This is a genomic window from Nonomuraea sp. NPDC049421 (assembly GCF_040677005.1).
Classification (GTDB): domain Bacteria; phylum Actinomycetota; class Actinomycetes; order Streptosporangiales; family Streptosporangiaceae; genus Nonomuraea; species Nonomuraea salmonea.
Map to the genome: position 1 here is coordinate 155,430 of NZ_JBFAQA010000010.1, position 17,582 is coordinate 173,011.

The 17,582-nt window shown below is 71.8% G+C and carries 16 protein-coding genes; 11 read left to right on the forward strand and 5 right to left on the reverse strand.

Going from position 1 to position 17,582, the window contains the following annotated elements; all coding sequences use genetic code 11:
* The first annotated feature begins 119 nt into the window (after positions 1-119).
* The 5 genes from AB0K18_RS19225 (at position 120) to AB0K18_RS19245 (ending at position 5,536) form a co-directional block, all read left to right on the forward strand.
* Positions 120-1,676, forward strand: a complete 1,557-nt coding sequence (locus AB0K18_RS19225; RefSeq protein WP_364915620.1) for a CDP-alcohol phosphatidyltransferase family protein — start codon at positions 120-122, stop codon at positions 1,674-1,676.
* Positions 1,673-2,392: a DUF5941 domain-containing protein gene (locus AB0K18_RS19230; RefSeq protein ID WP_355419138.1), complete on the forward strand. Its 720-nt coding sequence runs from the start codon at positions 1,673-1,675 to the stop codon at positions 2,390-2,392. The genes AB0K18_RS19225 and AB0K18_RS19230 overlap by 4 nt, the downstream gene beginning before the upstream one ends.
* A 132-nt stretch (positions 2,393-2,524) precedes the next feature.
* Entirely contained in the window at positions 2,525-3,271 is a 747-nt protein-coding gene (locus AB0K18_RS19235; protein WP_364915622.1) for a hypothetical protein, read from the forward strand.
* Positions 3,271-3,987 (forward strand): vWA domain-containing protein, encoded by a 717-nt coding sequence (locus tag AB0K18_RS19240; protein WP_364915624.1) that lies wholly within the window; start codon positions 3,271-3,273, stop codon positions 3,985-3,987. The genes AB0K18_RS19235 and AB0K18_RS19240 overlap by 1 nt, the downstream gene beginning before the upstream one ends.
* A 157-nt stretch (positions 3,988-4,144) precedes the next feature.
* Positions 4,145-5,536, forward strand: a complete 1,392-nt coding sequence (locus AB0K18_RS19245; RefSeq protein ID WP_364915627.1) for a glycoside hydrolase family 16 protein — start codon at positions 4,145-4,147, stop codon at positions 5,534-5,536.
* A 38-nt stretch (positions 5,537-5,574) separates the two neighbouring features.
* Here AB0K18_RS19245 and AB0K18_RS19250 read toward each other — a convergent pair whose 3' ends face one another.
* A complete protein-coding gene (locus tag AB0K18_RS19250) occupies positions 5,575-6,759 on the reverse strand; it encodes a hypothetical protein (RefSeq protein ID WP_364915630.1) in 1,185 nt (394 codons plus the stop codon).
* Positions 6,760-6,858: 99 nt separating this feature from the next.
* Between AB0K18_RS19250 and AB0K18_RS19255 the strand changes: the two genes are divergently transcribed.
* Entirely contained in the window at positions 6,859-7,824 is a 966-nt protein-coding gene (locus AB0K18_RS19255; protein WP_364915632.1) for a 2-oxoglutarate and iron-dependent oxygenase domain-containing protein, read from the forward strand.
* Here AB0K18_RS19255 and AB0K18_RS19260 read toward each other — a convergent pair.
* Positions 7,821-10,175: a GH1 family beta-glucosidase gene (locus tag AB0K18_RS19260; protein WP_364915634.1), complete on the reverse strand. Its 2,355-nt coding sequence runs from the start codon at positions 10,173-10,175 to the stop codon at positions 7,821-7,823. The genes AB0K18_RS19255 and AB0K18_RS19260 overlap by 4 nt on opposite strands.
* 93 nt (positions 10,176-10,268) lie before the next feature.
* Here AB0K18_RS19260 and AB0K18_RS19265 point away from each other — a divergent pair, with 93 nt between their 5' ends.
* From AB0K18_RS19265 to rocD, 3 genes are all read left to right on the forward strand, one after another.
* On the forward strand, positions 10,269-10,754 hold the full coding sequence (locus AB0K18_RS19265; protein WP_345399260.1) for an Lrp/AsnC family transcriptional regulator: 486 nt from the start codon (positions 10,269-10,271) through the stop codon (positions 10,752-10,754).
* 125 nt (positions 10,755-10,879) lie between these two features.
* Positions 10,880-11,677 carry a dimethylargininase gene (gene ddaH, locus AB0K18_RS19270; protein ID WP_364915635.1) on the forward strand — a complete coding sequence of 266 codons (798 nt, stop codon included), beginning with the start codon at positions 10,880-10,882 and terminating at the stop codon, positions 11,675-11,677.
* A 1-nt stretch (position 11,678) separates the two neighbouring features.
* Positions 11,679-12,896, forward strand: coding sequence for an ornithine--oxo-acid transaminase (gene rocD / locus AB0K18_RS19275; RefSeq protein ID WP_364558159.1), 1,218 nt, complete (start codon positions 11,679-11,681; stop codon positions 12,894-12,896).
* A 40-nt stretch (positions 12,897-12,936) separates the two neighbouring features.
* Here the strand turns inward: rocD and AB0K18_RS19280 are convergent, their stop codons facing one another.
* Complete coding sequence (locus AB0K18_RS19280; protein WP_364915637.1) at positions 12,937-13,653, reverse strand: class I SAM-dependent methyltransferase; 717 nt, start codon at positions 13,651-13,653, stop codon at positions 12,937-12,939.
* Positions 13,654-13,669: 16 nt separating this feature from the next.
* Positions 13,670-15,220 carry an alkaline phosphatase D family protein gene (locus tag AB0K18_RS19285; RefSeq protein WP_364915639.1) on the reverse strand — a complete coding sequence of 517 codons (1,551 nt, stop codon included), beginning with the start codon at positions 15,218-15,220 and terminating at the stop codon, positions 13,670-13,672.
* Between the two features lie 214 nt (positions 15,221-15,434).
* Here AB0K18_RS19285 and AB0K18_RS19290 point away from each other — a divergent pair, with 214 nt between their 5' ends.
* Positions 15,435-16,712, forward strand: a complete 1,278-nt coding sequence (locus AB0K18_RS19290) for a Glu/Leu/Phe/Val dehydrogenase (protein WP_364915641.1) — start codon at positions 15,435-15,437, stop codon at positions 16,710-16,712.
* A 75-nt stretch (positions 16,713-16,787) separates the two neighbouring features.
* On the forward strand, positions 16,788-16,991 hold the full coding sequence (locus AB0K18_RS19295) for a hypothetical protein (protein ID WP_364377649.1): 204 nt from the start codon (positions 16,788-16,790) through the stop codon (positions 16,989-16,991).
* A 101-nt stretch (positions 16,992-17,092) separates the two neighbouring features.
* Here the strand turns inward: AB0K18_RS19295 and AB0K18_RS19300 are convergent, their stop codons facing one another.
* Positions 17,093-17,539, reverse strand: coding sequence for a MarR family transcriptional regulator (locus AB0K18_RS19300; protein ID WP_364915644.1), 447 nt, complete (start codon positions 17,537-17,539; stop codon positions 17,093-17,095).
* Positions 17,540-17,582 lie beyond the last annotated feature (43 nt).

Here is a 17,582-nt window from a genome sequence, read left to right on the forward strand (position 1 = left end):
GGACGAGACGTTACGGTCATGCTCTGGTGACGCGACTTTGCGTCACTCTCACTAGACTTTGACGCCTGTCCCCGCATTACCCGTTGTTCAACCCCCCGCTACCGCCTCGAAAGGGAGTCATGACCCGCGTGGTCCTGCTGGGTGCTTCGCCCGGCCCCGACATCTCTCCGACCGGCCTGAGGCTGGCCGCGCTGCCTGGTAATCCCACCGTCGCCGAGCGCCTGCGCGGCCAGCTCTCATCAATGGACCCGCGTTTCGCGACGGTCCAGACGGGCGATGTGGCCGCCGCTCTGCGCGCCGTGGCCGACGTCGCCGAGTCAGCAACGGAGAGCCTGTTCCTCATCCCGGAGAACTCTGTCGTCCACGACGAGCTGATCTACCAGATCACCAAGTCCAAGCGCGGTGCGCTGGCGCTCGTCGCGAAAGAGCCGCGCCCGGAGGTGACGGAGGACAACGGCCAGGAGGATACCGGGCAGGAGGAGCCCGGAACCGAGGACGAAGGTCCCGGAGACCGCATCCCCATCGACGAGGCCGAGCCGGAGATCGGGCTCAACCGCGTCGAAGGGCTGCCGGTGCGGGTACGCATCGGCAAGTCGCGCGTCGTCTCGGTCGGCACCGCCAACCACGCGGTGACCAGGCCCAATGGCGTGGTGCTCGGCCCGCTGCACATCAGCGCGCGCAACGCGCCGGTGCTCGCGCAGACGTGCCGCGAGCTCGCCGACATGGCCCACCGCTTCGGTGACGACGACGACCTGGTGCAGCTCATCGTCTTCGGCCTCGTACGCAACGGCGTGTCGGTCGGCATCCGCGGCCGCCGCGACCTGTTCTACCGCCGGGTCACCACCCAGGAGGAGATCAACGAGGCCGGCGCCGAGATGGCCGGCATGGACGAAGACCGCTCCAGGCTCAACAACGCGGTCAAGGGCGCCGACGGCTTCTTCACCACGTACTTCGTCTCCACCTACTCCCGCTACATCGCCCGCTGGGCCGCCCGGCGCGGCCTGACCCCCAACCAGGTCACGCTGATCTCCATCACGCTCGGCGTGGCGGCCGCCGCCTGTTTCGCGACCGGCGACCGGCCCTGGATGGTGGCGGGCGGCGTGCTGATCTACTTCGCCTTCGTCTTCGACTGCGTCGACGGCCAGGTCGCCCGTTACGCCCGGAAGTTCGGCGTGCTCGGAGCGTGGCTGGACGCCACGTTCGACCGGTTCAAGGAGTACGTCGTCTTCGCCGGCCTGGCGATCGGCTGGGTGGTCTCCGGCCACGGCGACGAGATCTGGATCCTCGCGCTCGCGGCGATCGGCCTGCAGTCCGTACGCCACCTGCTCGACTTCTCCTTCGGCGCCGCCCGCCGCCGCAAGCCGCCGTCCCCCCTCCCCTCGATCCCCCTCGACTCCGCCGACGACCGCGAGCTGCGGCAGGCGCTCTCCACCCGTAAGGTGGAGCGGAGCCAGGGTGTCCGAGGCATGCTCAAGATGTGGACGAAGGCGGGCAAGTACCGCGCTGTCCACTGGGCGCGTAAGATGATCGTCTTCCCCATCGGCGAGCGTTTCGCGGCCATCGCGATCACCGCCGCCCTCTTCGACGCCCGGATCACCTTCATCACGCTGGTGATCTGGGGTTGCGTCGCCGCCGCCTACACCCTCACCGGACGCCTCATGAGGTCGCTCGTATGATCACCCACCCGCAGGCCATGGCCACCCCCACGCCGGATCCCGACGAGGAGCGCCGCCGCATCCAGACCGCACGGCTCGTCGCCTACCGGGACGACGGCCCGCTCGCCCACGCCCTGTCCACCCGGATCGGGGCCGGCCTGCCACCCGTGCCCGCCACGCTCGTCGCCCTGCTCGCCGTGGTCGCCATCACGGTCGCCGGGCTGCTGGAGCCGGGCCCCATCCTCCTGCTGCCCGTGGCCGTCGTGCTGCTGCTCGTGCTGCCCACGACGTCGCGCGACCACCTGGGCCGCTTCGACTGGCTCACCCCGCCGCTGGTGCGCGGCGCCGAGTTCTTCACCATCATCGCGATCGGCCTGGCCGCGGACGCGCCGAAGTGGCTGCTGTTCGTGCTGGTCTACGTCGTCGGCTACCACACCTACGACACCGTCTACCGCACCCGGCAGAGCATCTGGCCGCCCGCCTGGGTCTTCCGCGCCGGTCTCGGCTGGGAGCTGCGCCTGGCCATCATCGGTGTCGGTGCGGCGTTCGGCGCGGTGACGCCGGTGCTCGCGGTGCTGACGGCGTACCTGTTCGTGCTGTTCGCCGTCGAGAGCGTGACGAGCTGGGTGCGCCTGGACAAGGCGTCCGCCCAGGCCAGTGCCGACGCTGAGCAGGACCTGGAGGCCTCCCCTGAAGACGCCCTCGAGCAGGCCACGGGAGAGGCGGAGAAGGGCTGACCCGACGCCCGACCGCAGCTCCCGCCGCGGCGCCGTACCCCACGGGTGCGGCGCCGCGGCTTTTTTCCTGTCACGCGGGCCTTACGGCCACTTAGGCTGGGTTGAGGAGCACCTCGGGCCTGGGAGAGGCGGATGGCGTTCTTGCCACGGCTGTTCAGGCGGCACGATCCACCGGCCGAGCGGGAGGAGGCGCGCCGCCGCGGGATGCGGGACGCGCGCCTGCACCCCCTCGGCGAGTTCACCGACCCGGAGTTCCAGCCCGCGTACGTCTCCGAGGTCAGGGCTCAGGCCCGCGAGGAGGTCACGCTGGTGGACCGGCGGCTGGCGGCCACGCGTACGGCGCTGCTGGAGCGGGCGCTGGGCGAGCGGGAGACGATCCTGCGCGAGCTGGGCAGGACCGGCACCCGGCCGCCGCCGCCCAACGGGCACGCCCTGCCCGCGCCCGACGACCCCGACCCGTTCATCTCGATCGCCGAGGCCAGGGCGCGGCGGGAGGAGGCGCGGCGGCGCACGGCCGTCGAGGAGTCGGACGCCGCCGTGCAGCGGGCCCGCGCCCGCATCGAGCACCTCACGCAGGAGTGGGAGAGCGCGCTGATCGAGCGGGACCACGAGGTGGAGGCGGTGCACGCCAGGGCCGAGCTGCTGATCGCGGCGTACAAGAGCGGGGTGTTACGCGCTCATCCGCGCAAGGAGGAGATCCCTTCCCTGTGGAAGGGCGAGGTCGTCGCCATGACGGGGGGCGGGGAGGCGGCGGTGGCGGGGCGCGAGGAGATCGGGCGGATCCTGCGCGAGGTCGAGGAGCGCATCGACGCCTGGCACGCCGAGGTCCTGCCCCCCGAGCTCACTCCCCCGCCCGAGACCTCTGAGGACCGCGACTGATGGCCGGGATGCGGAGGGCGGTGGCCGCGCTCGGCGGGCTGGTGCTGGCGGGCGGGGTGGTGGCGGGGTGCGGGACGGAGCCCGGCGCGGTGTGCGGGGCGATCGTGGACTCCACCACGTACGCCGACCCGGCCACGTCCAGGAACGACGTCACCTCGAAGCTCCCCGCCTTCGCCGGCGGGTGCGACTGGATCGGGTTCGCGGCGGTGACCGGCAGCTCGGAGAGCAGCACGTGCCGCCAGGACCCGGTCTCCCTGGCGGCCACCCGGGCGGAGAACCCCAACGACAACCCGGTGGTGGAGGAGCGGGTGAGGCAGCACAGGATGCGGGAGGTGCTGCCGAGGGCGGTGGCGCTGTTCGGCTGCCCGACGGAGGGCGACGGCTCCGATGTGCTGGGCGCGCTCCGTTACCTGGTCAAGCAGCTCGACGCGCGGCGGCAGCCGGACCGGCCGCACCAGGTCATCGTGTTCAGCGACCTGATCGACAACCGGGGCGAGCTGGACGTCAACCGCCTGGACCTGAGCGAGGACGGCCGCCGGCAGAAGATCAAGGAGCTGCGGGACGGCCGGCTGTTGCCCGACATGTCCGGGTACTCGGTGGTGGTGCACGGCTTCCTGCGCGCGAAGACGTCGAGCCCCGACCGGTTCCCGCTGCTGGAGGGCTTCTGGCGGGAGGCGTTCGAGGCGGCGGGCGCGACCACGGTAGACCTGCTCTGAACCTGCGAGAGCGCTCTCCGCACGTCAGCCCATGGGCTTTTCACCACGCAGTCAGGAGCCGGGTGCGGAATGTTGACAGCAGGTAAGCCCAGCGTCCACACTGCGGAGAGAGCGCTCTCACGTCCCTCTGCACCCCCATGGAGCGATGATGACCCGTGTGAACAGGCACAGGCGCCGCTTGGCGGCGGTCGCCGCGGCGCTGGCCGCACTCGGCGGCCTGCTCGTCCAGGTGGCCACCAGCGCCTCGGCCTCCGTCCCCGCCACCCCGTCCGGCTGGTCGCTGGTCTGGGCGGACGACTTCAACGGCCCGGCCAACACCCTCCCCTCCTCCAGCAACTGGATCATCGACACCGGCCACGGCTACCCGGGCGGCCCCGGCAACTGGGGAACGGGCGAGATCCAGCGCTACACCGACAGCACCGCCAACCTCAGCCTCGACGGCTCAGGCAACCTGCGCATCACCCCGCTGCGCAGCTCGTCGGGCGAGTGGACCTCGGCCCGCATCGAGACCAGGCGCGCCGACTTCAAGCCCGCCGACGGCCGCGTCCTGCGCATCGAGAGCCGCCTGCAGATGCCGAACGTGACCGGTCAGGCCGCCCTGGGCTACTGGCCGGCGTTCTGGGCGCTCGGGGCGCCGTACCGGGGGAACTACTGGAACTGGCCGGCCATCGGCGAGTTCGACATCATGGAGAACGTCAACGGACTCAACTCCGTCTGGGGAGTGCTCCACTGCGGCGTCAACCCCGGCGGCCCGTGCGAGGAGACCAACGGCCTGAGCGCCAGCCGCGCCTGCCCCGGCTCGACCTGCCAGTCGGCCTTCCACAGCTACCGCTTCGAATGGGACCGCAGCGTCTCCCCCAACCAGCTCCGCTGGTACGTGGACGGCCAGCTGTTCCACAGCCTGAGCCAGTCCAGGTTCGACGCCACCACGTGGAACAACATGACCGGCCACGCCGGCTACTTCCTGCTGCTCAACGTGGCGATGGGCGGCGCGTTCCCGAACGCGCTCGGCGGCCAGACGCCGACCGCGGCCACCGTGCCTGGCCGGCCGATGGTGGTCGACTACGTGGCGGTCTGGCAGAGCGGTGGCGGCGGCACCGACCCGACCGACCCGCCGACCGACCCGCCCGGCGACGTCGACGCCCGCTCGACCATCCAGGCCGAGCGCTACTCGGCCCAGTCGGGCACGATCGTGGAGACCACCACCGACTCGGGCGGCGGCCAGAACGTCGGCGCCATCGCCAACGGCGACTGGCTGCGCTACGACGGCGTGAAGTTCGGCTCGACGCCCGCCACCCAGTTCAAGGCCAGGGTGGCGTCGGGCGCGGCGGCGGGGGTGAGCGGACTCGTCCAGGTCAGGCTGGACAGCCCCACGGCGCCGCCCATCGGTGACTTCGCCCTGGCCGGCACGGGCAGCTGGCAGAGCTGGCGGACGATCCCCGCCAACATCTCGGGGGTGACGGGCACGCACACCGTGTACCTGACCTTCTCCTCCGGGCAGCCGGCCGACTTCGTCAACGTCAACTGGTTCACGTTCTCGACCTCCTGACCGCAGCCGCTGGGGCCCGGGAAGGGCCCCAGCGGCCGTCAGGCGGTGCGGCGGCGGGCGATGATCCGTTCTGCCCAGCTCGCCGCCTCCGGGTCCCGCAGCCCCTCCACGACGCCGCCCAGGTACGCCGTGGCCAGGCTGTCGAAGCCGCTGCCGAGCCGGCGTAACCGCCCGTCCCGCCGCCGCTCGGCCCCTTGCAGGTATTGGGCGATGCTCTCGGCGTAACTCGCGTCCCGCTGGCAGGCGGCCTGCGCGGCGGCGCACGCCGCGGCCTCGGCGTCGCGCTTGGCCCGCAGCTCCCACAGCCGCCGGTCGTTGGGGTTGTGCATGCGGCGGCCGAGGTCGGCGGCGATGAGCGCGGTCGCCACCAGCAGGGCCAGCAGCAGGATCATGGTGGGCAGCTGCCCGACGCCCTCCGAGGCGGGCCCGATCTGCTCGCCGTCCACGACCAGCGGCCGGACGAGCGCGTCGCGGCGCAGCACGGCGACGGCGCCGATGAGGCCGAGCCACACGAGCGCGGCGAGGATGAGCAGCCAGCGGCCCTTGGCCGGGCTTCCGTGCTCCTGCCAGGAGCGGAACGCGCGGCCGTACATGTGGGGGGCCACCAGCATGATCAGGGCGGCGCCCGCGGCGAGCAGCGCGGTCATCGCGACGCTGTCGCCCCAGCTCAGGATGACCTGGTAGAGGATCGGCACCTCGACGATCAGCAGGAGCAGCAGCAGGAGCGCGGCGGGCAGCCAGCGGCGGACGACCGGCCAGCGGCTGCCGGAGATCGCGATCGAGCTGGGCCGGCCGTCGCCGGGGCGGCGGCTGGGCTGCTCCAGCTCGGCGACCTGGCGCCGGGTCTCGTCCAGGGCCTGCCTGGCCTCGCCGAAGGTCCGCTGCGACTCCGCGAGGCGGATCTTCTGCCCCTCGAACTCGGCCCGCGCCCGCTGGATCTCCTGCTCCGTGCGCTCCTCGATGGCGGCCAGCTCGGCCAGCCGCTCGTCCTCCAGCTCGTGGAAGCGCGGCACGCTGCCGGTCTGCAGGGTGAGCGTGTCGATCTGGCCGTCGGCGGCGTGGGCGCGGCCCAGCTCGCGTTCGGCGCGGCGGCGCTGCGCCCAGTCGGGCATGCGGTAGAGGTCGCCGTCGTACGCCACCGCGGGCGCGATGCGGGTGACCTCGTCGCCGGGCTGGCCGGGCACGCGGGAACCGACGCGGCGGTTGCGGCGGATGGGACGCATCGGTCCTCCCCAGCGGGCACGAGGGGTGCTGCCTCCGATGCTAAATCCCGGGCCCCTGATGCCGTCGCCGATGGGCGAAATGGGGGAACAATGAGCCGCGTGAGTGAATTGTCGATCATCGATGTGTCCCCGCTCGTCACCGGAGGCCCCGGCGAGGAAGCGGGCAACGAAGCGGGCAAGGAGGCCGTGGCCGAGGCGATCGGCGCGGCCTGCCGCGACAGCGGGTTCTTCTACATCCGCGGCCACGGCGTGCCGGCCGAGCTGATCGACCGGCTCGACGCCGCCGCCAGGCGCTTCTTCGCGCTGCCCGACGAGGTCAAGAACGAGATCGCGATGGAGCGCGGCGGCCGGGCCTGGCGCGGCTTCTTCCCGGTCGGCGGCGAGCTGACCTCGGGCCGGCCCGACCTGAAGGAGGGCGTCTACTTCGGCGCCGAGGAGCCGCCGGGGCCGCACCCGCTGCACGGCCCCAACCTGTTCCCCGCCCAGGTGCCCGAGCTGCGCGCGGCGGTGCTGGACTACCTGGACAAGATGACGGAGGTCGGCCAGGCGGTCATGGCGGGCGTCGCGCTCAGCCTGGGGCTGGACGAGGGCTACTTCCGTACGGGCTACACGGCCGACCCGACCATCCTGTTCCGGATCTTCCACTACCCGCCTGGCCCGCCGGACGACCCCGACACGTGGGGTGTCGGCGAGCACACCGACTACGGCCTGCTCACCCTCCTCCTCCAGGACGCCAACGGCGGCCTCCAGGTGCACACGCGATCGGGCTGGGTGGAGGCGCCGCCGCTGGAGGGCACGTTCGTGTGCAACATCGGCGACATGCTCGACAAGCTCACCGGCGGCCGCTACCGCTCGACGCCGCACCGCGTGCGCAACCGCAGCGGCAACGAGCGGCTCAGCTTCCCGTTCTTCTTCGACCCGGGCTGGGACAGCGAGGTGCCGCCCCTGCCGTACGCGCCGGGCCGCCGCTGGGACGGCCAGGTCGACTTCACCGGCACGTACGGCGAGTACCTGCTGGCGAAGGTGTCGAAGGTCTTCCCCGAGCTGTTCGAGCGGCAGATCTAGGCCGACTCGCGCACGACGAGCCGGGCGGGCAGCACGACCGAGGTGGTGTGGCGGCCCTCAAGGCGCGACAGCAGCAGCCGGGCCAGCGCCAGCGCCTGGTCGGCGACCGGCACCCGGACGGTGGTGAGCGCGGGCGTGGTGGCCGAGGCGGCGTCGATGTCGTCGAAGCCCACCACCGCCACGTCGTCCGGCACCCGCCGCCCCGCCTCGCGCAGCGCCCGCATGGCGCCGATGGCGAGCTGGTCGGTCGCGGCGAACACGGCGTCGAGCGCGGGGTCGTCGGCGAGCAGCCGCCGCATCGCGCCGGCGCCCGCGGCCCTGGTGAGGTCGTCGGCGGGCGCCAGGTGCGGCTGCAGGCCCGCCCGCCGAAGCGCCGCCCGGTGCCCGGCCAGCCGGTCCTGGACGGTCACCAGGTCCATCGGCCCGCACACCATGCCGACGCGCCGCCGCCCCCGCTCCAGCAGGTGCTCGGTGGCCGCCGCCGCGCCGCCCGCGTTGTCCACGTCCACGTACGGCACCAGCGACGCGATCTCCGGCTTGCCCAGCAGCACCACCGGCACCCCGGTGCGGGATAGCCGCTCGGCCAGCGTGTCGGCCCGGTCGGGCGGCAGCAGCACGACGCCGTCGGCCAGCCGCGCCTCCACGTGGGCGACGATGCGCCGGTGGCTCTCCGCGGTGTCGGCGAGCATGAGCGTGATCTGCTTGCCGGCGCCTTCGAGCAGGCTGGTGACGTATTGGACGACGGCCGCGGTCAGCGCGTCGCCGCCGCCCTGCCTGGGCACCGACAGCACGAGCGCGACCGCGTTGGTCCTGCGGGTGACGAGGCTGCGGGCGGCCAGGTTGGGCACGTAGCCGAGCTCGTTGACGGCCCGCATGACGGCGGTCCTGACCTCGGGGCTCACCGACGACTCGCCGTTGACGACGCGGGAGACGGTGGCCCGGGAGACGCCGGCGCGAGCGGCCACGGTCTCCAGCGTGGGGCGCTTGGGCGGGGTCTCGGCCAGGCCGTTGCGGCGTACGACGTCGCGGTACCACAGGGCGCTGTCCTTGAGCCGCCGCCGCTGCGTGGCGAAGTCGACGTGCACGAGGCCGAACTTGCGCTGGTAGCCGTCCACCCATTCGAGGTTGTCGAGCAGCGTCCAGGCGAGGTAGCCGCGTACGTCGGCGCCCGCGTCGAGCGCGGCGCGCAGGGCGCGCAGGTGCTCCTCGATGAAGCTGATGCGATCGACGTCGTGGATGCCGTCGCCGGTCACCACGTCCACGAAGTCGGCGCCGTTCTCGGTGATCATGAGTTCGAGCCCGGGGTACTCGCGGGTGAGCCGGCCCAGCAGCTGCGACAGGCAGCCGGGCACGATGGGCCAGCCCATGGCGGTGACGGCGGTGGGCACCGTGCAGAACAGCACGCCCTCGCTGCCCGGGTAGGCGGGGTCGGCGGGCTCGCTGGGCTGGGCCTGCACGACGAGCGGCGCGTAGTAGTTGACGCCGAGCAGGTCGATGGGCTGCCCGATGGTCTCCAGGTCGCCGTCGTGGACGTGGCCGAGCCCGCCGTGCCGCTCGATGACCGGCAGCAGCTCCTCCGGGTACGCCCCGCGCAGCATGGGCTCCAGGAACTGCCGGTTGACCAGCGTGTCGATCCTGGCGACGGCCGCCGCGTCCTCCTCCGACGCCCGCCGGCCGGGATCGCTGACCTGGGCGGGGGTCATGACGGGCGAGATGTTGAGCACGACGCCCACTTCGGCGGCGCCCGCCTCGCGCAGCGCCCGCACGGCCAGGCCGTGGCCGAGCAGCATGTGGTGGGCGGCGGCGAACGCCTCGGCGGCCGACGTGCGCCCGGGCGCGTGGATGCCGGCGCCGTAGCCGAGGAAGGCGGCCACCCACGGCTCGTTCAGCGTAAACCAGGTGCGCACCCGGTCGCCGAGCCGCTGGTGCACGGCGGCGGCGTAGTCGGCGAAGCGCAGCGCCGTGTCACGCGACGGCCAGCCGCCGCGATCTTCCAGCGCCTGCGGCAGGTCCCAGTGGTAGAGCGTCGCGTACGGCCTGATGCCGGCGCCGATCAGCTCGTCCACCAGCCGGTCGTAGAAGTCCAGCCCGGCCGCGTTGAGCTTGCCGCCGCCGTCGGGGGAGATCCGCGGCCAGCTCATCGAGAACCGGTAGGAGCCGAGGCCCAGCTCCCGCATCAACCGGACGTCCTCCGGATAGCGGTGGTAGTGGTCGCACGTCTCCACCCGGTCCACGGAGAAGGTGTCCCAGATCGACGGGCCGCGGCCGTCGATGTTCGTGGCCCCCTCGATCTGGAAGGCCGACGTCGACACTCCCCACTCGAAGCCCTCGGGGAAGCTTGCGGTGCTCATTTCTGCGGATACCTTCCAATCAACGATCAGCCGGCCCAGTCTCCCGCGCGCCCCTCGTCGCGCGCCAGCCTGGCCAGGAGGTATACAGAGCGCGTGGAACTGGACCGGCTCGATCGTGACATCATCGCGGCGCTCGTGGACGACGCCCGCCAGACCTATGCCGAGATCGGCCACCGGGTCGGGCTGAGCGCCTCGGCGGTCAAGCGCAGGGTCGACCGGTTGCGGCAGGCGGGGGCGATCACCGGGTTCAGCGCGCGGGTGGCGCCGCAGGCGCTGGGCTGGACGACGGAGGCGTACGTCGAGCTGTTCTGCCAGGGCAAGACCAAGCCGTCGGACATCGCGCTGGCGGTGGCGAAGTTCCCGGAAGTGGTGGCGGCGGCCACGATCACCGGCGAGGCCGACGCGCTGCTGCACATCAGGGCCACCGACGTGCGGCACGTGGAGCGGGTGATCGAGCGCATCGCGGCGGAGACGTTCGTGGTGCGGACCAAGAGCGCGATCGTGCTGTCGCGGCTCATCGACACACCACCGGGCGCCTCGGTGCCGGAGGCGCGCAACGAATCCCCGTTGATGGGCTGAGACAAGCAACGGATTCGCGTGAACGCGCAATGTCAAGCCCTTGGCCGCCCGAATGGGCGTTCTTAGGCTGTCCTCATCTCCGCATCGTGGAGTTTTCCCTGCTTAGAGAGCCGATGGAGGGCTGCATGCCCAAACACTTCCTCATGTGTCGCCCGGACTATTTCGCGGTCGAGTACGCCATCAACCCGTGGATGCATCCTGAGGCGGGCGCCGACCGTGACATCGCGGTCCGGCAGTGGGAGGGCCTGAAGTCGGCGTACGAGGAGCTCGGGCACGAGGTGAGCCTGATCGAGCCGATCGACGGCCTGCCCGACATGGTGTTCGCCGCGAACGGCGCGCTGGTCGCGGGCGGCCGCGTCTACGGCGCCCGCTTCGCCTATCCGCAGCGCGCCGCGGAGGGGCCCGCCTACCTGCGCTGGTTCGCCGAGCGCGGCTACCCGGGGATGGAGCCGGCGCACGTCAACGAGGGCGAGGGCGACTTCCTCACCCTCGACGAGGTCATCCTGGCCGGCACCGGCTTCCGTACGGACGTGGTGGCCCACCAGGAGGCGCAGGAGTACCTCGGCCGCCCGGTCGTCTCGCTGACGCTGGTGGACCCGCGCTTCTACCACCTGGACACGGCGCTGTTCCCGCTCGACGGGCGCAACGTGGCCTACTACCCCGAGGCGTTCTCGCCCGGGAGCCTCGCGGTGCTGCGCCGCATGTTCCCCGACGCGGTGCTCGCGACCGCCCAGGACGCCGAGGTGCTCGGTCTCAACGCGGTCAGCGACGGCACGAACGTGGTCATCAACGCCGAGGCGACCGACCTGCAGTTGGAACTCAAGCGGCGCGGGTACGAGGTGATCCCCGTCGACCTGTCGGAGCTTCGCAAGGCGGGTGGCGGCCCCAAGTGCTGCACACTGGAGATCAGGGGGGACAACTGACATGATCACCAGCGCAGAGCTGATCGAGATAAGCGAGCGCCGCAGCGCGCACAACTACCATCCACTGCCCGTCGTCATCCACGAGGCCGACGGCGCGTGGGTCACCGACGTCGAGGGCAAGCGTTACCTCGACTGCCTGTCCGGCTACTCGTCGCTGAACTTCGGCCACCGCCACCCGAAGATCATCGAGGCGGCGCGCGAGCAGCTCGAGCGGCTCACGCTGACCAGCCGCGCCTTCTACCATGACCAGTTCGCGCAGTTCTGCGCCGGGCTCGGCGACCTGACGGGCAAGGACATGGTCCTGCCCATGAACACCGGCGCCGAGGCCGTCGAGACCGCGATCAAGGTGGCCCGCAAGTGGGGTTACGAGGTCAAGGGCGTCGAGCCCGACCAGGCCAACATCATCGTCATGGACGGCAACTTCCACGGCCGTACGACGACGATCATCAGCTTCTCCACCGATCCCGACGCGCACGACGGCTTCGGCCCGTACACGCCGGGCTTCCGCATCGTCCCGTACGGCTCCGCCGAGGCGGTCCGCGAGGCCATGGACGCGGCGACGGTGGCCGTGCTGGTCGAGCCGATCCAGGGCGAGGCCGGGGTGCTGGTGCCGCCGGACGGTTACCTGACCGAGCTGCGGGAGCTGTGCTCGGCCGAGGGCGTGCTGCTGATCGCCGACGAGATCCAGTCGGGGCTCGGGCGCACCGGCCACACGTTCGCCTGCGACCACGAGGGCGTCGTACCCGACATCTACGTCATGGGCAAGGCGCTCGGCGGCGGCGTGGTGCCGGTGTCGGCCATCGCGGCCGACCGCGACGTGCTCGGCGTCATCCATCCGGGCCAGCACGGCTCCACGTTCGGCGGCAACCCGCTGGCCTGCGCGGTCGCCAACGCCGTGATCGAGATACTCAACACCGGCGAGTTCCAGGCCAGGGCCGCCAAGCTGGGCGAGCTGATGCTCGGCAGGCTGCGCGAGCTGGTGGGGCACGGCGCGGTGATCGAGGTGCGCGGGCGCGGGCTGTGGGCGGGCGTGGACATCCACCCCGATGTCGGCACCGGGCGGGAGGTGTCGAAGGCGCTGCTGAAGCGCGGCGTGCTGGCCAAGGACACCCACGGCTCCACGATCCGGCTGGCCCCGCCCATCGTGGTCTCGGAGGACGACCTCCACTGGGCGCTCGACCAGCTCGTGGACGCCGTCTACGAGCTGCAGAGCAGGTGACGCGGGGGCCGGAGGTCACGCCTCCGGCCCTCACGCGCGCTCAGGAGGCGCGCCACACCTGCATGCCGTCGGGGGCGTCGTCCTGGACGAAGCCCGCCTCCTTCAGCTCGGCCGCCAGCACCGCGCCGGCCGGCCGGTGGACGGTGCTCACCACCTCGTCCTCGCTGAGGAGCAGGCCGCCCTGCCTGACCCGGTAGAGGAAGCGCGAGGTGACGCTGTCACCGGTGACGTCGAGCACCTGCCCGGCCACCTCGTACGTGTGCCGCCCCACGGCGTACGACCCCATGACCCCCGGCCCGTCCTCCGGCCTGGGCAGGTCGCGGTCACGCCAGTTGAACACCAGCCGCCCGTCCCGCTCCAGCTGCCCGGCCAGCACCCGCCACAGCTCGGGCCGCTCGGCGGCGGTGAAGCTCTGCAGCACCGAGATCATCACGACCGCCTCGGCGGGCTCGTCCACCTTCGCCTCCAGCCCGCCGCAGGGCAGCACGGTCACCCGGCGCAGCAGCTCGGGGTCGTGGGCCAGCCGGTTGACCAGCACCGAGCGCATGCCGGGCGACGGCTCGACGGCGTAGATCTCACCCCGCGTGGCACGGGCGATGACCTCGGTGATCAGGCCGGTGCCCGCGCCGATCTCCAGGACGCCACGCCGCACTCCGGCGAGCAGCGGCGGCAGCGACTCGCGGATCGCCGGCACGTGGCCGTCCTCGTGGAAGAGGTCGTAGAAGGGCACGGCAGGGGCATAGGGATCGGCAAGCATGCGGCCGATCTTAGGGTCAGCGCAGCTCGGTGGTGTCGATGGGTGCGACGACCTCGCCGGTGGAGCCGTACCAGGTGACCGTGTTCGGCAGGTCGAGCGTGGCCAGCGCGTTCTGGAACCAGGGGCCCTTGGTGATGCGCCAGCGGAACGGCGGGCGCGGGACGCCGGCCAGGCGCGCCAGCAGGCTGCCGACCAGGGTGGCGATGGAGAACTGGGTGAAGACGTTGGCCCAGCGCAGCATCCGGCTGAGCGGGTTGCGGATGGGCGAGCAGACGAGCTGGAAGACCTGCCCGCGGTCGGCCTTGGCGAGGTAGGAGTAGTGGACGTCGCCCGACAGGATGTAGGCCGGCTTGCCGAGCGCGACGAGCAGCCGGGCGAGGTCCTCGAACGAGCGGCGGAAGGCCGCCCAGTGCTCCAGGTCGATGGCCTGCCTGAACGTCTCCGACCAGCGGCGGACGAGCGGCCCCCACTTGCCGTCGGCCAGGGCCTCGTTCCAGTTCTGGACGCCGTGGACGCCCTCGGGCAGCAGGAACGGGATCGACGAGCCGATGATGAGCCGCTCGGCGGGCTTGCGCACCTCCTCCTCCAGCCACGCCCACTCCTCGGCGTCGAGCATGCGACGGTCGCCGGGGGTGAGCTGCCTGGCGCACCGGGTGTCGACCATGATCAGCAGGGCGCTGCCGAGGTCGCGGGCGTAGCTCCAGCGGTTGCTGCTGGGCTCGGCGTCGGCCTTCTCGGCGAACGCGTCGAGCGCCGCTCCCCCGTCGCCGGCCATCAATTGGGCGAGCAGCGGGTCCTCGGCGCGCTCGGCCGGTGAGAGGTTGCCGAGGTGCTGGTAGACCCAGTAGGCGCCGAGGCCGGCGACGACCCGGCGCTGCCACCACGGCGTCCTGGCCATCTGCTCGCGCCAGGGCTGGGAGGTGTTCCAGTCGTCGCGCAGGTCGTGGTCGTCGAAGATCATCGCCGTCGGCACGGTGGACAGCAGCCAGCGGATCTCGGTCTCGGTCCACGCCTGGCGGTAGAGCTCGGCGTACTCCTCGAAGTCGGCGATCTCCCCCTGGGGCTCGGTGTCGCCCCTGCGGGAGCGGATGAAGGCCAGCATGTCGGGCGACGGGCTGTCGGCGTAGACCTGGTCGCCGAGGAGCAGCAGCAGGTCGGGCCACTCGTCCTCGCCGGCCTGGGCGAGGTGCTCGCCGTAGGCGCGCAGCACGTCGTCACCGTGCGTACGCACGTGGAAGGCGTCGTGGGGCACGCTGGTGCGGCACGATCCGAACGCCAGCCGCCGCACCCCCGCGGCGGGCAGCAGCCGGATGCGGCTCGGCGGGCGACCCGCCGGTGGCCATACCTGCTCCCCGTCGCAACTGACCGTGTACGACGCGATATCCTGGGACAACTCAACGAGATCCACGATCGCGTAGTGGTGACCGTGCACGGTGAAGGTAGGCGACCGGTAAGTCCTGCCGTCCGCCTCGACGGCGACCGTGCAGGGTTCGGCGGTCTCCACCCAGATCGAGGCGCTGACGGAGTCGACGTATCTGAGCATCGGCCCCACCACGAGTGCGGTCATGTCACCCCCCGATTCGACGTTTCGGCACACTCTGCGCTCGTAAGCCTGCCAGAGTGGCACGACCGCGGCATCTCGATCACCGGCCTGGATCTCATCGACAACTAGGCAAGGTCAAACCACCCGCTCTAGGATGATCGTAACAACAACGCCCAAAGGGAATGGCAATGGCGCCTTTTCCCGCAATAGGGCGTACATAACAGGAGGAATTTCTTCCATGAGCATCATGGTGCCGTCAACGACGCCGGCCCTGATCACCCCGGGCCGTCAAGCCCTCGACTCCGCCCTGCACCAGCTCGACCGGGCCGCCGCGCACCTCGGCCTGGACGACGGGCTCCGCACGATGCTGGCCACGCCCCGCCGCTCGCTGACCGTCTCGGTCCCGGTGCGGCGCGAGGACGGCAGCCTGGACGTCGTCCAGGGCTTCCGGGTCCAGCACAACGTCTCGCGCGGGCCCGCCAAGGGCGGCATCCGCTTTCATCCGGCGACCGACATCCACGAGGTCACCGCACTCGCCATGTGGATGACGTGGAAGTGCGCACTGGTCGGCATCCCGTACGGCGGCGCCAAAGGCGGCGTGGCCGTGGACCCGACCCGGCTCACCACCCGCGAGCTGGAGCGGCTCACCCGCCGCTACGTCAACGAGATCCTGCCGCTGATCGGCCCGGAGAAGGACATCCCGGCCCCCGACGTCGGCACCGACGAGCAGACCATGGCCTGGATCATGGACACCTACAGCGTCAACGCGGGCTATTCGGTGCCAGGGGTGGTCACCGGCAAGCCCATGACGCTGGGCGGCTCGCTCGGCCGCGGCGGCGCGACCTCGCGCGGCGTGCAGATCGCGGCGCTGGCCGCGCTCGGCCGCTCGCCCGAGGGCGTGACCGTGGCCGTGCAGGGCTTCGGCAAGGTGGGGGCGCTCGCCGCCCAATACCTCGCCGACGCCGGCTGCAAGGTCGTCGCGGTCTCCGACATCACCGGCGCCGTCCACGACGGGCGCGGGCTCGACGTCGCCGCGCTGCGCGCGTGGGTCGCCGAGAGCGGCGGCGTGCTCGGGTACGCCCAGGCCGACGCGATGGCCCACGACGACCTGTTCGAGCTGGACGTGGACGTGCTCGTCCCGGCCGCGCTCGAAGGCGTCATCACCGAGGCCAACGCGCCGAGGGTCCGCGCCCGCCTGGTCGTGGAGGGCGCCAACGGGCCCACCACGCCCGAGGCCGACGAGATACTCGCGGCCAACGGCACCACGGTCGTGCCGGACATCCTCGCCAACGCCGGCGGGGTGATCGTGTCGTACCTGGAGTGGGTGCAGAACCTGCAGGCGTGCTCGTGGAGCTCGGGCGAGATCGAGCTCAAGCTGCGCGAGCTGATGCTGAACGCCTTCGACGAGGTGAAGGCGCTGGCCTCCGAGCGCGGGCTGACGCTCAGGCAGGCGGCGCACGTCATCGGCGTGAGCCGGGTGGCCGAGGCGCACCGGATGCGCGGCCTCTACCCGTGAGCGCGCGACTTTAGTAGCAGGAGGCCCGCCCAAGGTTCGATGCCGGGGCGGGCCTCGTGTTGCGAGCCTTGACGCATGAGAGGAATCGTCAACATCGTCGGCGTGATCGCCATCATCCAGGGGCTCGCCGGGTTCGCCGGGCGGATGTGGTTCGACAGCAACTGGGGCTTTCTGCATCGGCTGGTGGACCTGCCGCTGCCGGGCTATCTGGGGGTGGCGGCGGCCGGCGTGGTGGCCATCATCTGGGCCGACTCCGCCAAGAAGCGCGAGGGAAGCTGACGCCCTCAGACGGTCAGGGGGCCGGGGCGGTCCGGGGCCGGGGCGCTCCGGGGGCGGCGGCGTTCAGCGGGCGGCGGCGTTTAGCGGGCAGCGGCGTGGGCTCAGGTCTTCAGCTCGGCGTGGTCGAGGGCGGTGACCAGGCTCTCCAGGTCGCGCATGAGCTGCTCGGTGCGCTCGGCGCCGAACGCCAGCGCGATCAGCCCCTGCTGCTCGGCCACGGCGCCGTCGATGCGGGCCAGCAGCTCGGCCCCCCGCCCTGAGACGAACACCGCCACCCGCCGCCGGTCGCCCTTGGCCGGGCCGCGGTAGACCAGCGCGCGGTCGATGAGCCGGTCGACGGCCTTGGTCAGCGTGGGATGCGGCATCAGCACCGCCTCGGCCAGCTCGCCCATCGACTCGCCCCGCCCGTCGGCCAGCGCCCGCATGATGCGCCACTGCTCGACGGTGACCCCCTCGCCGGCGAGCACCGCCGCGAGCCCCCGGTTGACGCTGCGCTCCGCACGGCTCAGCAAGTAGGCGAGTGAGGACCCGAGCCCATGAGCGGTCATCGATGTGGTCCTTTCGTCGGGGGGTTGTAGAGGAGGATACTCG